The 16,421-nt window shown below is 73.6% G+C and carries 12 protein-coding genes and 2 pseudogenes; 7 read left to right on the top strand and 7 right to left on the bottom strand.

The window, feature by feature from the left end; translation table 11 throughout:
- Positions 1–83: 83 nt before the first annotated feature.
- From HLB15_RS12840 to HLB15_RS24235, 6 genes and pseudogenes are all read left to right on the top strand, one after another.
- Positions 84–704, top strand: coding sequence for a winged helix-turn-helix domain-containing protein (locus HLB15_RS12840; RefSeq protein ID WP_171106161.1), 621 nt, complete (start codon positions 84–86; stop codon positions 702–704).
- On the top strand, positions 701–2,002 hold the full coding sequence (locus tag HLB15_RS12835; protein ID WP_171106160.1) for an MFS transporter: 1,302 nt from the start codon (positions 701–703) through the stop codon (positions 2,000–2,002). Before HLB15_RS12840 ends, HLB15_RS12835 begins: the two co-directional genes overlap by 4 nt.
- 79 nt (positions 2,003–2,081) lie before the next feature.
- Positions 2,082–2,993, top strand: coding sequence for an LppM family (lipo)protein (locus tag HLB15_RS12830; RefSeq protein WP_171106159.1), 912 nt, complete (start codon positions 2,082–2,084; stop codon positions 2,991–2,993).
- An 84-nt stretch (positions 2,994–3,077) separates the two neighbouring features.
- Complete coding sequence (locus HLB15_RS12825; protein WP_171106158.1) at positions 3,078–4,103, top strand: alpha/beta hydrolase; 1,026 nt, start codon at positions 3,078–3,080, stop codon at positions 4,101–4,103.
- Positions 4,104–4,169: 66 nt separating this feature from the next.
- Complete coding sequence (locus HLB15_RS12820; RefSeq protein ID WP_171106157.1) at positions 4,170–5,729, top strand: AlkA N-terminal domain-containing protein; 1,560 nt, start codon at positions 4,170–4,172, stop codon at positions 5,727–5,729.
- Positions 5,730–5,773: 44 nt separating this feature from the next.
- Positions 5,774–6,232: pseudogene (locus HLB15_RS24235) on the top strand (methylated-DNA--[protein]-cysteine S-methyltransferase); the annotation flags it as partial.
- Positions 6,233–6,247: 15 nt separating this feature from the next.
- Here HLB15_RS24235 and HLB15_RS24230 read toward each other — a convergent pair.
- From HLB15_RS24230 to HLB15_RS12805, 3 genes are all read right to left on the bottom strand, one after another.
- On the bottom strand, positions 6,248–7,183 hold the full coding sequence (locus HLB15_RS24230; RefSeq protein WP_189086858.1) for a carbohydrate ABC transporter permease: 936 nt from the start codon (positions 7,181–7,183) through the stop codon (positions 6,248–6,250).
- Positions 7,180–8,166, bottom strand: a complete 987-nt coding sequence (locus HLB15_RS12810) for a carbohydrate ABC transporter permease (protein WP_171106156.1) — start codon at positions 8,164–8,166, stop codon at positions 7,180–7,182. Before HLB15_RS12810 ends, HLB15_RS24230 begins: the two co-directional genes overlap by 4 nt.
- A gap of 122 nt (positions 8,167–8,288) precedes the next feature.
- Positions 8,289–9,686: an ABC transporter substrate-binding protein gene (locus HLB15_RS12805; protein ID WP_229784903.1), complete on the bottom strand. Its 1,398-nt coding sequence runs from the start codon at positions 9,684–9,686 to the stop codon at positions 8,289–8,291.
- Positions 9,687–9,977: 291 nt separating this feature from the next.
- On the opposite strand from HLB15_RS12805, the gene map reads away from it, so the two are divergent.
- Positions 9,978–10,754 carry a type I methionyl aminopeptidase gene (map, locus tag HLB15_RS12800; RefSeq protein WP_171106155.1) on the top strand — a complete coding sequence of 259 codons (777 nt, stop codon included), beginning with the start codon at positions 9,978–9,980 and terminating at the stop codon, positions 10,752–10,754.
- 37 nt (positions 10,755–10,791) lie between these two features.
- Here map and HLB15_RS12795 read toward each other — a convergent pair whose 3' ends face one another.
- The 4 genes and pseudogenes from HLB15_RS12795 to HLB15_RS12780 all read right to left on the bottom strand — a co-directional run.
- Positions 10,792–11,583, bottom strand: a complete 792-nt coding sequence (locus HLB15_RS12795) for an HAD family hydrolase (protein ID WP_229784933.1) — start codon at positions 11,581–11,583, stop codon at positions 10,792–10,794.
- 237 nt (positions 11,584–11,820) lie between these two features.
- On the bottom strand, positions 11,821–12,621 hold the full coding sequence (locus HLB15_RS12790) for an HAD family hydrolase (RefSeq protein WP_171106153.1): 801 nt from the start codon (positions 12,619–12,621) through the stop codon (positions 11,821–11,823).
- A 52-nt stretch (positions 12,622–12,673) separates the two neighbouring features.
- A complete protein-coding gene (serS, locus tag HLB15_RS12785; protein ID WP_171106152.1) occupies positions 12,674–13,945 on the bottom strand; it encodes a serine--tRNA ligase in 1,272 nt (423 codons plus the stop codon).
- Positions 13,946–13,954: 9 nt separating this feature from the next.
- Positions 13,955–16,421, bottom strand: a pseudogene (locus tag HLB15_RS12780) (hypothetical protein); the annotation flags it as partial.

The following is a 16,421-nucleotide window of genomic DNA, read 5'->3' as shown; positions in this document are numbered from 1 at the left end:
GCGCCCTCTGCCGCGCACCTCGCGTACATAATTTTTCTGCACACTCCTTGTGCACACTTGTCGTGCACAGTTAGTGTGCACGCATGGCAACCTTCTCGGACGACTTCCGCCTCACCCCCGAGGCCGTCAAGGTGCTGGCCCACCCCCTGCGCTCGCGCCTGCTCAGCGCACTCCGCAAGGGCGGCCCCGCGACGGCGACCGCGCTGGCCACGGCCCTCAGCACCAACTCGGGCGCCACCAGCTACCACCTGCGCAAGCTCGCGTCCGTCGGCCTCGTGACCGACACCGGGGAGGGCACGGGCAAGCAGCGCATCTGGCGCGCGGCCACCAGCTCCCACAGCTGGGAGCGGACCGAGCTCGCGCACGACGAGGACGCCGCCACCGCCCTCGGCTGGCTGGAGCGCGACTACCTCCGCCTGTTCACCACCGAGTTCGGCCGCTGGCTCGACGTCGCGGAGGCGTGGCCGGACGAGTGGCAGGACGCGGCGGGCTTCGGCGACGCGTGGGTCACGGTGACCCCGGACCAGCTCAAGGCCCTGCGCCGTGACCTGCAGGAGGTGCTCGACCGCTACCTCGACGCCGAGCCGCAGCCCGGCGCACGCCGGATCACGTTCTGGCAGGCGGCGTTCCCCCTCGACCCGGACGACGTCCCCTCCCGGGACGACGACCCCGACGCCACCGAACAGCGGAAGGACCGGTCGTGACCCCGCTCACCCCCGCCCGGGCCCGGCAGGTCTTCCTGCTGCTGACCCTCACGCGCTGGTTCCCCGTCGGCCTCGTCGTGACGGTGACGACCCTGCTGCCGCTCGAGCGCGGCCTCACCGTCACCGAGACCCTGACCGCCCTGTCCGTCACCGGGTTCACGGTGTTCCTCCTCGAGCTGCCCACCAGCGGCCTGGCCGACTCGCTGGGCCGCAAGCCCCTGCTCGTCGCGGCGGCGACGCTGCAGGTCGGCTCGGGCGTCCTGTTCCTGACCGCGCAGTCCTTCTGGGCGTTCGTGCTGGCCGCCGTCGCCACGGGTGCGTTCCGGGCGCTCGACTCGGGCCCCCTGGAGGCCTGGTTCGTGGACACGGTGCACACGACGACGCCCGGTGCCGACGTCGACCGGCCGCTGGCCGCGCAGGGCACGGTCATGGGGGTCTCGATGGCGGCGGGGGCGCTCGTGTCGGGCGGGCTCGTCTGGTGGCACCCGTTCGCCGCGTGGTCCGCGCTGGCGCTGCCCTACGCCGCGTACGCCGCGCTCTCGGCGGTCCACCTCGTCGCGGTGACGCTCCTGGTCCGCGAGGTGCCGCACCACCCGTCCGACGACGCCGGCCGCGGCGCCGGTCTCACCGCCCGCGTGGTCGCGTCCGCCCGACAGGCGCCCGGCGTCGTCCGCGACGGGCTGCGCCTCGCCCGCGACAACCGGGTGCTGCGGTGGCTGCTGTGCGTCGAGGTGTTCTGGAGCGTCGGGATGGTGGTCTTCGAGACGTTCCAGCCCATCCGGCTGTCCGAGCTGCTCGGCGGGACCGCCGCCGGTGCGGCCGTCGCCGGCCCCGCGGCGGCCGCGGGATGGGCCGTGTTCGCGGGCGGCGCCGCGCTGACCGGCCTCGCCACGCCCCGCATCGGCGTGGCACGGACCGCGATCCTCGCGCGCGTGCTCAACGGGCTCGGCGCCGTGTGGATGGGTCTCGCGCTGGGCCCGGTCGGCCTGGTCGCCGCCTACCTGGTGACCTACTGCCTGCACGGCGCCTGCGGGCCCGCCTACCAGACCCTGCTCCACCGGGAGGCCTCGGCCCGGAACCGCGCCACGGTGCTGTCGCTGGCCTCCATGCTCGCGTTCGCCGCCTTCTCCGTGGCCTCCCCGGTGCTCGGTGTGCTGGCCGACCTGCTGTCCACCCCGGCGGCGATGGTGATCGCCGGGGCGTTCAGCACGCTCGGCGCCGTCTGCCTGCTGCCTGCGCTGCGCCAGGAGCGGCGCCGGGCGGCCGCCGTCACGACACCGACGGCCGCCGCTGCCTGAGGGCGACGGGCCTGGCCATGGGGACAACTCCCCGTGTCCGCGCTTGGGGATCCCAGCACCTGGTTGCCATGCTGTCCCCGTGACCCCCACCCGCCGCGTCGGAACCGCCGCAGTCGCCGCCGTACTGACCCTGGCTCTGTCCGGGTGCGTGCGGATGGGCGTCGAGCTCGACCTCAAGCCGGACGACCGGGTGGACTCGAGCGTGGTGCTCGCCGTGGAGGACCGGTACCTGGACCGGACCGGCCAGTCGCCCGACGACGTCATCGACATGCTCACCCGCGACCAGGACGACCCGGCGCGGGACGCCGTGCGGACCGAGCAGTTCGAGCAGGACGGCTACACCGGCACCCGCTACGTCTACCCCGAGGGCGACCTGGCCGGGGTGGGCGAGCAGGTGGGCTGGCCGATCTCGGTGGTGCGCGAGGGCGGCGACTACGTGCTCTCCGGCACGCTCGACCTCACCGAGGAGGGCCTGGGCGGGCGCGGCGCCGCGTCGATCGAGAACCTGAGCGTCACGGTGGACGTCACGTTCCCGGGCGAGGTGAGCTCCTCCAACGGAACCGTCGACGGCACCACCGTGCGCTGGGAACCGACGGTCGGCGAGAAGGTGGAGATCAGCGCACGCGGGGCCGCCGTCGGCCCGGACGGGGACGAGGCCACCGCAGGCGGGGAGCCGGCCGTCGTCACGCTGCCCGTGGTGCCCGAGTGGATGGTGCTCGTGCTCGGTCTGAGCGGCCTGGTGATCCTGCTGCTCATCGGCGTCATCGTGTGGCAGGCCATGCTCCGGGTGCGCGACCGCAGGCCCGACGGGCCCGTGGCGTCGTACCCGCCCGCTCCGGTGCCGGCGCCCCCGGGGTACGGGGCGCCGCCGGTCCCGCACGGGGCTCCCCCGGGCGGCGGTCCCGGCTACGGCGGCCCGCCGGCGCACCCGCAGGAGCAGGTGACACCGGCCGACCCGAGCCGTCCTCCCAGCTTTCCGCCCGGGTACTGACCCGCGCGACGGGGAGCCTGTCGCACCGGCCGGGTGGCGGGGCCTATCGTCAGGTCCTGACCACCGGCGACGCACGGGAGCGACATGGGTATCGACAGGCAGGCCGACCCGACCGCGGCGGAGGACGGTTGGGTCGAGGACGTGCTGGGCGCCGGCTTCGAGGCCCGCACGCTCCGGCTCCCGGTCCCAGCGGGCCGACGGCGGGGCCGGCGCGGGCGGGCGGACGCCGCCCCCGAGGCCACGCTGGTGCGGCACGTGCCCGACGACGGCCCGCGCACCGGGCGTCCGCCGGTGCTCTACGTGCACGGCTTCGCGGACTACTTCTTCCAGCGACACCTCGCACAGGAGGTCGCACGGCGCGGCTACCCCTTCTACGCCGTCGACCTGCGCGGGCACGGGCGGTCGATCGACGCGTGGGCGGCGTCGGGCGGTGACCCGAACATGGTGGACGACCTCGACCTCTACCTCGAGGACCTGGACGCGGCCGCGGCGGCGGTCGCGGAGGACGGGCACACGGGCCTGGTGCTTCTGGGCCACTCGACCGGCGGGCTCGTCACGGCCCGGTACGCGCACGCGCGGCCCGGGCGGGTCACGGCGCTCGTGCTCAACAGCCCGTGGCTGGACCTGCGGGGGAGCTGGTCGGACCGCGTGCTCGCCACGCGGGCCGTCTACGTGCTCGGCCGGGTCGCGCCCCGCACGGTGGTCAGCCACCTGGGCGGCGACTACGGGCGGGCGCTGCACCGCACCACGGGCGGCGAGTGGGAGTACGACCTGCGCTGGAAGCCGTTCGACGGCTTCCCCGTGCGGGCCGGCTGGCTGGCGGCGATCCGCCGCGGCCACCGGGAGGTGGGGCGCGGGCTCGCCGTCGACTGCCCCACCCTCGTGTGCACGAGCGACCGCACCGGCCCCGACGGCGGCGAGGCCGCGCTGATGCTCAGCACGGACGCGGTGCTGGACGTCGCGCACATGCACGCGCGCGCCCCGCGGCTCGGCGCCGCCGTGGAGGTCAGGGTGATCGAGGGTGGTGCGCACGACCTGGCTCTCTCGCCCCCGGCCGCGCGCGAGACGTACCTGTCGACGGTCCTCGACTGGCTGGACGCGACCGTCTGACCCGCGTCACTGTCGTGTCCGAATCCCGCTAGTCCTGGCCGGGTGCGTGGGCGCAGGATGGTGGTCATGACCGACGTCGACACCCGTGATCCCGCGTTCACCGAGCGCTACCGCGCCATCGCCGCGCGCGACGCCCGGTTCGACGGCCAGTTCTTCACCGCGGTGCGCACCACCGGCATCTACTGCCGCCCCTCGTGCCCCGCGCGCACGCCGAAGGCGGAGAACGTGTCGTTCTACCTCACCTCGGCGGCCGCGCACGAGGCCGGCTTCCGCGCCTGCAAGCGCTGCCTGCCCGAGGCCGCGCCGGGCACCCCCGCGTGGGACCTGCGTCGCGACCTCGCCGGGCGCGCGATGCGGCTCGTGGCCGACGGCGTCGTGGACCGTGAGGGCGTCTCAGGCCTGGCCACGCGGCTGGGCTACTCCGAGCGCCAGCTGCACCGGCTGCTCGTCGCCGAGCTCGGCGCAGGGCCGCTCGCCCTCGCGCGGGCCCAGCGCGCACAGACGGCCCGCGCGCTGCTCGTGGGCACGTCCTTGCGGCTGGCGGACGTCGCGTTCGCCGCGGGGTTCGGCTCGATCCGGCAGTTCAACGACACGGTGGCCGAGGTCTTCGGCACGACGCCGTCGGACCTGCGCGCCCGTGCGGCCGCCCGCCGTCCGGCGCGGCGGGCGGGGGCCGGTCAGGCCCCGGGCGACGGGCCACGCGAGGCGGTGCGCATCTCGCTCACGCTGCCCGTGCGCGAGCCGTTCGACGCACGCGGGGTCGTCGAGTTCCTCGCCGTGCGCGCGATCCCCGGGGTCGAGGCGGCCGACGTCGGCCCCGACCTGCGGTACGCGCGCACCGTGCTGCTGCCGCACGGGCCCGGCGCGTTCGACGTCCGGGTGCCCCGGACGGGGTCCGGCCGCGTCGAGCTGGACCTCGAGCTCGCCGACCTCGCCGACGCACCCGTCGCCGTCGCCCGCGTGCGCCGGCTGCTCGACCTCGACGCCGACCCCGTGGCCGTCGACGACGCCCTCGCGGCCGACCCCGTGCTCGCCCCGTCCGTCGCCGCGGTGCCGGGCATCCGCGTGCCGGGCGCCGTCGACCCCGCCGAGCTGCTGGTCCGCGCGGTCGTCGGCCAGCAGATCAGCGTCGCGGCGGCGCGCACGCACCTCACCCGGCTGGCGCACGGCGCGGGCCGCCCGTACGTCTCGGCGATCCCGGGCCTCGACCGGCTGTTCCCGGCACCGCACGAGATCGCGGCCCCCGCCGGCGAGGCCGGTACCGCGGCGCAGGCGTACCTGCGGCTGCCCGCCCGGATCCTCGGCACCGTGGTCGCGGCGGCCCGCGACCTCGCGGAGGGCAGCCTCACCCTGAGCGTCGGCGACGACCCCGACGACCTGCGCCGACGCCTCGTCGCACGGCCCGGCATCGGGCCGTGGACCGCCGGGTACGTCGCCTTGCGCGTGCTGGGCGACCCCGACGTCCTGATGGACGGCGACGTCGCCCTGCTCGCGGGGGCCCGCACCCTCGGCCTCGTCCCCGCCGACGTGCCCCGGCCGCACCAGTTCAAGGAGCTCGCCCGGCGCGGCGCGGCCTGGGCGCCCTGGCGCTCCTACGCCGCGATGCACCTCTGGCGCTCCGCCTGACCTTCCCGGGCAGCCCCCCGGATACCTCTCACGAAAGGCAGACCATGCTGCACGCCACGACCCTGACCACCCCCGACGGCCCGTTCAGCATCCTCGCCGCCGATGACGCCGTCCTCGCCTCCGGCTGGACCGAGGACCTCGCCGCGCTGCTCGCGCTCGTGCACCCCACGCTGCGGGGCCCGGGGCGCACCGACCCGCCCGCGCCGTCGTCGGCCCCGGAGGGGGTGCTCGAGGAGGCCGCCGCTGCCGTGGCCGCCTACTACGACGGCGACCACGACGCTCCCGGCCGCGTGCCCGTGCGACAGGCGAGCGGACCGTTCCGTGCGCACGCCTGGGACGTGCTGCGCAAGGTCAAGGCCGGCGAGCGGCTCACGTACACGCAGTACGCGACGCGGGCCGGCCGCCCGGCGGCCGTGCGTGCGGCCGCGGGGGCGTGCGCGATGAACGCGGCGGCCCTGTTCGTGCCGTGCCACCGCATCCTGCGCACCGACGGCTCCCTCGGCGTCGGGGGGGGTGGGTCAGCCCTTGACCGAGCCTGCCAGGAGGCCGCGGACGAAGTACCGCTGCAGCGACAGGAACACGATGAGCGGGACGATCATCGAGATGAACGCACCGGCCGACAGCACGTGCCAGTCACCACCGCGCGAACCCGCGAGCTCCGCGACACGCACCGTGAGCGGGAACGTGTCCGGCTTGCCCATGATCAGGGCGACCAGCAGGTCGTTCCACACCCACAGGAACTGGAAGATGCCGAACGCCGCGAGCGCGGGCGTGAGGAGCGGCAGCACGACCCGGAAGAACACCTGCACGTGGCCGGCGCCGTCCATGCGGGCCGCCTCGACCAGCGAGGCCGGGATGTCCTTCATGAAGTTGTGCAGCAGGAACGTGGCCAGCGGCAGCGCGAAGGCCGAGTGCGACAACCAGATCGCCCAGAACGTGCCGTTGACCCCCAGGTCGACGTAGGCCGTCAGCAGCGGCACGAGCGTGATCTGGATGGGCACGATCTGCAGGGCGAACACCGCGATGAACAGGAAGTCGCGGCCCTTGAAGTCGATCCACGCGAAGCCGTACGCGGCCAGCAGCGCGACGGTGATCGGGATGAACACGGCCGGCAGCGTCACCACGAACGAGTTGACGAAGTAGGTGGCCAGGTTCGTCGAGCCGTCGAACAGCGCGGTCTCGTAGTTGCGCAGCGAGAACACGCCCTCGCCGGCCAGGGCGTCGCCGAAGACGGTCCACCAGCCGCTGCGCCGCACGTCGAGCTCCGGGCGGAACGACGTGACGAGGAGACCGACGGTCGGGATGGTCCACAGGATCGCGATGACGACGGCGAGCGTGCTCGCCCACGGGTTGGACAGGGCCTTACGCGCCTTGCGCGCCCGGTCGCTCATCGACGACGAGCTCGCCGGCCTCGGCACCTCGGGCGCGGGGGTTGCTGCCTCCACGGTGCTCATCGGACCTCCTCCGACAGACGCTGCTGCCGCACGTTGTAGATGATCACCGGGATCACGATGACGAAGAGCAGCACGGCGAGGGCGGCGCTCAGGCCGGCGTCACCCTGGCGGAACCGCTGGTCGTAGAACTCCAGGGCCACGATCGACGTGCCGTACTGGCCCGCGGTCATCGTGCGGACGATGTCGAAGGTCTTGAGCGTCGTCATCGCGATCGTGGTGAGCACGACCACGAGGGCCGGCCGGATGCTCGGGATGGTGATGCGCCAGAACATGCCGAGCCCCGAGACGCCGTCGAGGCGGGCCGCCTCGATGATGTCGTCCGGGATCGCCTTGATCGACGCCGAGAGCAGCGTCATCGCGAAGCCCGCCTGGATCCAGATGAACACCACCATGATGAGGAAGGTGTTCAGCGGCCGGCTGAGGAGGAACTGCTGGGGCTCCCCGCCGAGCCAGACGATGAACTGGTTGAGCAGGCCCGTCTGGTCGACGCCGGCGGGCTTGAACTCGTAGACGAACTTCCAGATGATCGACGCGCCCACCATGGAGATCGCCATGGGGAGGAACACGAGCCCCTTGGCCACCGCCTCGAAGCGGCTCTTGTCGACGAGGTACGCGTAGGCGAGGCCGGCGAAGGTGGCGACGATCGGCGCGACGAGCACCCACAGCGCCGTGTTGCCGAGCACCAGGAGGAACTGCGGCTCGGTGAAGGCCCGCGCGTAGTTGTCGAGCCCGACGAACCCCGTGCTGTTGCGGTTCATGAACGAGTTGGCGATGGTCCGCACCGCCGGGTACACGAGACCCAGCAGGAGCAGCAGCAGCGCCGCGCCGGTGAAGCCGAAGCCCACGAACCAGCGGGGCGGGTTACGCGGTCGGTCGACCACGAAGAGGATGATGCCCATCAGCGCGACGAACAGCGCGATACCGATGAGCATCAACAAGAATTTGTGCCCCGGGTCGTCCCCGGCGTGCAGCAGCCAGTCCATGGCTCTTCTCCTGTCGCTGTCCTGGTCCGGTCGTCCTTGACGGTTCCCGGCCTCAGCCTAGGACGGCGGAGGCGTGGGACCGGGGTCCCACGCCTCCGCGCGTCAGGCTCGAGGTCCGGCCGTCAGTTCTTCGGCCAGGAGTTCTCGATGGTGGTGGTGACGTCCTCGCTGGACTTGTCGCTCGCGAACCACTCGATGATGCCGTTCCAGAACGTGTCCGTACCCACCGACGCGGGCATCAGGTCGGACGCGTCGAAGCGGGCCACCGTGGCCTCGTCCGCGAGGATCTCGGCGGAGAGCTTGTCGAAGTCCGTCGCCAGGAGCTCGGGGTCGAGACCCTTGTTCGCGCTCACCCAGCCGCCGGACGGCGTGGCCGCCGCCTTGGCGTTGGCCCAGTCGGCGCTCGACAGGTAGGTCTGGAAGGCCTGGACCTCGGGGCGGTCGGTGAACGCGCCGATGAACTCGCCGGCCACGAGGGTGGGGCGCTCGTCGGTGGTCTCCGCCGGCAGGTAGAAGGCGTAGACGTCGCCGTCCGGCGCCACCTCCGTGCCCTCGGGCCACTGCGTCGCGTAGAAGTTCGCCGCGCGGTGCATCCAGCAGTTGCCGTCGAGGATCGGGTAGCCCGCGTCCGTCCAGGTCGACGTCGCGATCGAGTCGACGCCGCCCAGGCCGCCGTTCACGTAGTCCGGGTTCTTGAGGATCTCGCCCGCGGCGTCCCAGGCGTCGACGATCTGCGGGTCGTTGAACGGGATCTCGTGGCTGTACCACTGGTCGTAGACGTCCGGGCCCGCGGTGCGGAGCACCACGTCCTCGATCCAGTCGGTGCCCGGCCAGCCGGAGGCGTCACCGGACTCGACGCCGGCGCACCAGGGACGCGTGGCGCCCTCGTTGCTCTCGGCGATCGTCGCCGTGAGGTCCAGCAGCTCGTCCCAGGTCTCGGGGACCTCGTAGCCCGCCTCCTCGAACATCGAGGGCGAGTACCAGACGAACGACTTCACGTTGGAGCCCAGCGGCGCGGCGTAGAACGTGCCGTCGACCGTGCCGTACTCCTTCCACTCGGGCGCCCAGCCCTCGTCGACGTTGGCCTCGACCTGCTCGGGGGCAGGGAGCACCGCGTCGTAGTCGCGCACGAGCGACTGGAGCAGACCCGGCTGCGGCAGGATCGCGATGTCCGGCGGGTTGCCCGCCTGGACGCGCGTCGCGATCTGCGCCTCCATCTCGCGCGAGGCCTCGTAGTCGATCGTGACGCCCGTGCACTCCTCGAACGGCTCGTACGACGCCGTCTGCGTCTCGGCCTCGGGCTCGACGATCGTCGTGTAGACGGAGACCGTCTTCCCCTCGAGGTCGCCGAACTCGTCGTAGGCGGCACAGTCGATCTCGTACGCGGCGGCCTCCCCGCCGCCGCCGCCGTCGCCACCGCCGTCGTCGGTGTCGGCACAGGCCGTCAGGATCAGGGCGAGGCTCGCGCCGGTCGCCGCGACAGCGGCAGCCCGGCGTCGTGAAGCCATCCGGATAGTCATCTCTTGCTCCTCCACTGCTTCGTGGGCTCCATGACCCTCAGACGTGCGGGTACGGCCCGGCAGACTGCCAGGTTGCCCTTCCTCAACGCAACCGTGGTTCACCGTCCAATGCAAGCCCACACAGCACGCGTTTGCATTACGAAACCGTTTCAATCGTCGGCTCGCCCCAAGAGGGGTGAATCCCCAGGTCGGACGCACGCAACGGCGCGACCGCCGAACCGGTGCGGGACGTAGGCTTGTCCCGCACGACCCACACCCCGGAACGCCCGGTGCACCGACGGAAGGACCGCCATGATCGAGCTCAGGACGCCCCGCGAGATCGAGGAGATGCGCCCGGCCGGACGCTTCGTCGCGGACGTGCTGCTGGCCGTCCGGGAGGCCGCGGGCGTCGGTGTGAACCTGCTCGAGCTGGACGAGATCGCGCACAAGATGATCCGGGACCAGGGCGCGGAGTCGTGCTACATCGACTACCACCCGTCCTTCGGCGCCATGCCCTTCGGCAAGGTCATCTGCACCTCGGTCAACGACGCCGTGCTGCACGGCCTGCCGCACGACTACGCCCTGCGCGGTGGTGACCTGCTCTCCATCGACTTCGCGGCGTCCGTGAACGGCTGGGTCGCCGACTCCGCCCTGTCGTTCGTCGTCGGCGAGCCCGCACCGGGCCGCGCCGAGGCGGACGCGAAGCTCATCCGCACCACCGAGGTCGCGCTCGAGGCCGGCATCGCGGCCGCGCGGCCGGGCAAGAAGATCGGCGACATCTCCGCGGCGATCGCCGAGGTCGCGCACGCGGCCGGGTACTCGATCAACACGGACTTCGGTGGGCACGGCGTCGGCCGCACCATGCACGGCGACCCGCACGTGCCGAACGACGGGCGCGCGGGCCGCGGGTTCCCGCTCCGGCCGGGCCTCGTGATCGCCGTGGAGCCGTGGTTCCTCGAGACCACGGACGAGATCTTCACCGACCCCGACGGCTGGACCCTGCGCTCGTCCGACGGGTCGCGCGGCGCCCACTCGGAGCACACCATCGCCATCACCGACGGCGACCCGCTGGTGCTCACCGCCCGCTGACGCGGCGCCCGCAGCGGGCGGACCCGGCGGCGCGGACTCAGATCAGGGTCTTGAGCGCCTGGATCACGCCGTGCTGCGTGATGTCGCCGACGGTCTCGTCGGCGATCGCCTTCACCTCGTCCGGGGCGTGCCCCATGGCGACGGAGCGCGCCGCCCAGGTGAGCATCTCGATGTCGTTGACGCCGTCGCCGACGGCCAGCGTGTTGTGCGCGGCGACCCCGAGCACCGAGCGCACGTTCTCGAGCGACGTCGCCTTGCTCAGGTCGCGCGGGGTGACGTCGATCCAGTCCGGCCCGGCGGGCGTCGCGGTGACGCCGTGCCTGCGCAGCGGTTCCAGCAGGTCCAGCACGCCGGGGCCGCGCACGATCGCGCGCGAGGCCGGCAGCTCGCCGAGCTCCTCGACCGGGACCACGCGCTGCGCGCCGTTGACCTCGTGCGGCTCGAAGAACCGGTTCACGCGGTAGCCGACGCCGATCTCCTCGACGCCCATCTGGACGTCGGGGAAGCGGCTGAGCGCCATCTGGGCCACGGGCTCGACGTCGAACGTGAGCACGTCCTCGAGCTGGTACCCGTCGGTGCAGGTCGCACACAGGCGCGCGGTGACGGCGCCGTTGGACGCGACCACCCAGCCGTCGGTGATGCCGAGCTCCCTGGCCACGGGCAGGATCCCTGTCAACGACCGGCCCGAGGCGAGGACCACGTGGTGGTTCCTCCCGCGCACGAGCTGCACCGCGAGGACCGTCGGCTCGGGCACGCGCTGCCCGGTGACCAACAGGGTCCCGTCGATGTCGAGGGCGACCAGATGAGGCGCACCGTTGCGCACTCGCATGGACACCGGTTGGTCGTCCAGGATCATCACGTACCCCCATGGCACCGTGAGCGCCGTCACCCTTCGACGGATCGCGCCCAAATGTACAGGCATCCGCCCGTGCTTCCATACCTTTGCACGAATAAGTTTCACCTGTGTGATCAACTCGCCGGTATTTTGTGCCACGACGGTGCGTCACGGGGTCTGACGTGGGCTTTTCATGACCGGCGCGGCAGATCGGCGCGGCAGATCGACGCGTCAGACCACCGAGCGCAGGACGGCGACGACGCCGTCGTCGTCGATGCCTCCGGTGACCTCGTCGGCCGCGTCCCGCACGGCGTCGAGCGCATGCCCCATCGCGACGCCGCGGCCGGCCCACCGCAGCATGTCGATGTCGTTGCTGCCGTCGCCCACCGCGACCGTGTCCTCCGGCGCGACGCCGAGCGCCGCGCGCACGCGCTCGAGCGCCGACGCCTTGGTCACGCCCTGCGGCGCGATGTCCATCCAGGCCGACCAGCCGACGGCGTAGGTGACGTCGTCGAACCCGAGCCGGGCCGCGATCTCGTGGAACTCCGCGCTCGTCTCTCCGGGGCTGCGCACCACGATGCGGGTGACCTGCCCTGCCCAGAGCTCCTCGAAGTCCACCACGCGGTGCTCGCCGTTGAGCTCGCCCTCGGGGAAGAGCTCGTTCATCCGGAAGCCCACGCCGACGTCCTCCACCGCGTACCGCGCGTGCGGCAGCTCCTCCTTGAGCATGCGCAGCACCGGCTCGGGGTCGAAGGTCTCGACCCGCTCGAGCACGTACCCCGTCTCGGCGGCGGGGTCGAGCCGCGCGGTGACCGCGCCGTTCGACGCGACGATCCAGGAGTCGGAGATCCCGAGCGCCGCGGCGACCGGCGTCATCGCGATGAGCGACCGTCCTGAGGCGAGCACCACGTGGTGGCCCGCCGCGCGGACGGCGGCCACCGCCTCGCGCGCCGCGTCCGACAGCACGTCGTCGTACGTGACGAGGGTGCCGTCGATGTCGAGGGCGATGAGCTTCCGGGAGTCGCGGGCCACACCCGCACCCTAACCGGCCGCCCGTGAACACCGGGCGGCCGGGAGGCGTCGACTACTTCACCGGCTCCATGACCTCGAGGCCACCGAGGTACGGGCGCAGGCCCTCCGGCACGCGCACCGAGCCGTCCGGCTGCTGGTGGTTCTCGAGGATCGCGACGATCCAGCGCGTCGTCCCGAGCGTGCCGTTCAGGGTCGCGACGTTGCGGGTCGAGCCGTCCGCCGTCCGCTCGCGGACGCCGAGGCGCCGCGCCTGGAAGGTCGTGCAGTTGGACGTCGAGGTGAGCTCGAGCCAGCGGTCCTGCGTCGGCAGCCACGCCTCGCAGTCGAACTTCCGGGCCGCCGACGAGCCGAGGTCGCCCGCCGCGGTGTCGATGACGCGGTACGGCAGCTCGACCTTGGCCATCATGGCCTCCTCCCAGGCCAGCAGGCGCTGGTGCTCCGCCTCCGCGTCCTCGGGGGCGCAGTAGCTGAACATCTCGACCTTCTGGAACTGGTGCACGCGGATGATGCCGCGCGTGTCCCGCCCCGCCGACCCGGCCTCCCGCCGGTAGCAGGCGCTCCACCCCGCGTAGCGCAGCGGGCCGTCCGACAGGTCGACGATCTCGTCGCTGTGGTAGCCGGCCAGGGCCACCTCCGACGTGCCGACCAGGTACAGGTCGTCCTTCTCGAGGCGGTAGATCTCGTCCGCGTGCGCGCCGAGGAAGCCCGTGCCCTGCATGGTCTCCGGCTTGACGAGGGTCGGCGTGATCATGGGCGTGAAGCCCTCCTGCACGGCCTGGTCCATGGCCATGTTCAGCAGGGCGAGCTCGAGGCGCGCACCGATGCCCGTGAGGAAGTAGAAGCGTGCGCCGGACACCTTCGCGCCGCGCTTGGTGTCGATCGCGCCGAGCCCCTCGCCCAGCTCGAGGTGGTCGCGGGGCTCGAAGCCCTCCGCCGCGAAGTCGCGTGGCGTGCCGACCTGCTTGAGCTCGACGTAGTCCTCCTCGCCGCCGGCCGGGGCGCCCTCGATCACGTTGGCGATCGAGTACAGCACCCGCTCGAGCTCCTGCTCGGCCTCGGCCGCCGTGGCCTGGTGCTGCTTGACGTCCTGCGCGAGCTGCTTGGTGCGCGCCAGCAGGGCCTGCTTCTCGTCGCCCTGGGCCTGCGCCACCTGCTTGCCGAGGGACTTCTGCTCCGCGCGCAGGCTCTCGAACTCCGTCAGGGAGGAGCGCCGGCGCGCGTCGGCGTCGAGCGCCGCGTCCACGAGGTCGGGGTCGTCGCCGCGGGCCACCTGGCTCGCGCGGACGACGTCGGGGTTGTCGCGCAGAAGTCTCAGATCGATCACGGGTCGAGCCTAGCGGGGCGGCGCGAGAGATTTCGTGCGCAGGGCCACCAGGGTGACGAGCGGTACAGCGGGGATGAGCGCGATGACGGCGATCCGCAGGCCGAAGTCGTTGACGAGCGAGCCCAGCACCGCCATCGCCCACATCGCGACCAGGGCCGGGCGGAACAGCTCCCAGCGCTCCTGCGCCGCCGTGAACCAGGCGGGGGTCAGCCGCTCGCGCCAGCCGGCGGGCCCGAACAGGGCGAGCCCGACCACCACGAGCACGAGCACCGTCGCCCAGACCGCCGGGCCGCCCGTGACGGAGCCCACCGCGTAGAGGGCCTTGCGCACCACGGTCTCGACGGCCTCGCCGTCGATCACCTGGCCCACGAACCGGCCGAGGTGGGACCTGTCCTCGGCCGGCCGCAGCCAGTCCAGCACGCCCACGAGCGCGACGACGCCCACGCCGGCCGCCGCGACACCGGTGAACCGCCAGAACGTCAGCCGCAGGCCCGACGCCGCCGTCGCCACCACGACGAAGGCGGGCACGAGCACGAGGCCGCCGCCGAGGTCGGCCCCGAGGGTGGGCAGCACGTCGACGGCCATCGCGACGACGCCGACCGCCGCGACCGCGACCGTGGCCAGCACGCGCCGCCCGCGCGTCACGAGGAGCTGGGCCAGGGCGGCCGCGAGCACGATCGCCGCGACGGCGTAGACCGAGAACGTGGGGTTGCCGAACCCGTAGAACCGGGCGCCGAACGTCGGGGCGGAGCCCAGCGGGGCCGCCCGGTTGAGGGGGGTGCCGAAGAGCGCGTCCACGGTGAGCGCCACGAACGTGATGCCCGCGACCACCGCGGGCGCCGCCCAGAGCGGACGGCGTGGCGCGAGCAGGCTCAGCCCCGTGACGGCCGCCGTGACGAGCGCGGTCGCCACGACGATCGCCAGGACGGGCATGTCGAACCGCCACCACCCGGTCAGCGACACGAGGAACCCGCCCGCGGGCAGAGCGGCGAGCACGGTCGCGGCCGGCTCCGCGACACGGCGCCAGCCGCTCGGCGCACCCGCCCGGCCCCGGCGGGCCGCCCACCCGCACACCGCGGCGAGCCCGAGGCCCAGCCAGAACGGCACGTCGACGAGCCAGCCGTACGCGTCGCGGCGCACGTGGTCGCGCGCGGTCATGTCGGCGAGCCCGTCGGCGGTCAGCCAGGCCGAGGCCGGGCGCTGCCCCGCGCGCACGAGCGGGGTCGGGTCGATGCCGGTCGGCGGCTCCACCCCGACGGCGCCGAGCACCGCGGCCGGGACGTCGGTCAGCCGGGCGACGCCCTCCGTGCGGGTCGCCGCGCTCGCCAGGTACCGCGGCAGGCCCTCGTCCTCGGACGACGGTCGCAGCATCGCCATGCCGAGCTCCAGCGCGTGCCCCGGCACGGTCGCGACGTCGACCACGAGCACCGTGGCGTCGGCGGGGACGGCGTCGAGGATCCGCCACACCGCGAGGTCGACGTCGGCGACCAGGTCGGCGCGCAGCTCCTCGACCCGCTCGCGGCCGCCCGGCTCGCGCTCGAGCTCCGCGCGCTCCGCGACGTCGAGCAGCGCGGACCCGGCGTCGACCACCGTGACGGGGCACTCCCAGGCGCCGGAGCCGTCCGCCACCGCGGCGTCGAGGTCGAAGTAGCGGCCCACGCCACCGTCCCGCGTGGCGAGCGCGACCGCCGCGCCCGGCCCGACCGCCGTCGCGCACGTGCCCGCCGCCGCGTCGCCCGCCAGGGCGTCGCCGAGCAGGCCGGGCCGGGCCGCGTAGCCCGATCCGCGCTGCAGGTCGAGCAGCCGGTCCCACTGGTCGACGACGGCGGGGCCGCCGGGGACCGGTGCGCCGTCGGCCTCCCGGCCCTGCTGCCGGTCCGCCGCGTCGTCCTGGCCCGCGTCGTCCTGGCCCGCGTCCGGAGCGGCCGAGACCGTGATGTCGTCGCAGACCCAGTGACGCTCGGCGTCGCGCTCGTCGGCGATCTCGGGGAGCCGTCCGGCCGAGAGGCTCAGCCAGCCGCTGTCCGGGCAGCGCGCCGCGCGCCCGTTGGGCAGGGTGAGGCCCGCGGCGTCGGCGCCGTCGGTGAGCAGGCCGTACAGGGTCGGGGCGGGGGCCTGGCCGGTGTCGAGCGACGGCTGGACGTCGGTCCATCGCAGGCCCTGCGTACCGATCACCACGAGGTCGCCGCCGGGCGGCACTATCGGCGGGGCGCCGGCCAGCGAGCCCGACTCCTCGCCCGCCGCGTCGGCCCCGGGCACGGGGAGCAGCGCGGCCGCGAAGAGCAGGCTCAGCAGCAGCGCGCCCGAGAGCCCCAGCACGGCCGACGGCACGCCGCGCACCGGGGCGGCACCCCGTGCGCCGCGGTCGCGCGCGGTCGGCCGGAGCGGCCCCGCCGGCAGCCTGCGCCGCACGCCCTGGAGGCGGGCGGCCAGCCCGGGCCGGGCGACGAGCAGGGCGACGAGCGCGAAGGGCACG

Origin of the sequence: Promicromonospora citrea (assembly GCF_013004695.1) — a bacterium.
Classification (GTDB): domain Bacteria; phylum Actinomycetota; class Actinomycetes; order Actinomycetales; family Cellulomonadaceae; genus Promicromonospora; species Promicromonospora citrea.
Note: the sequence above shows the minus strand (reverse complement) of the source record. Positions and strands in the feature narration are given on the sequence as shown.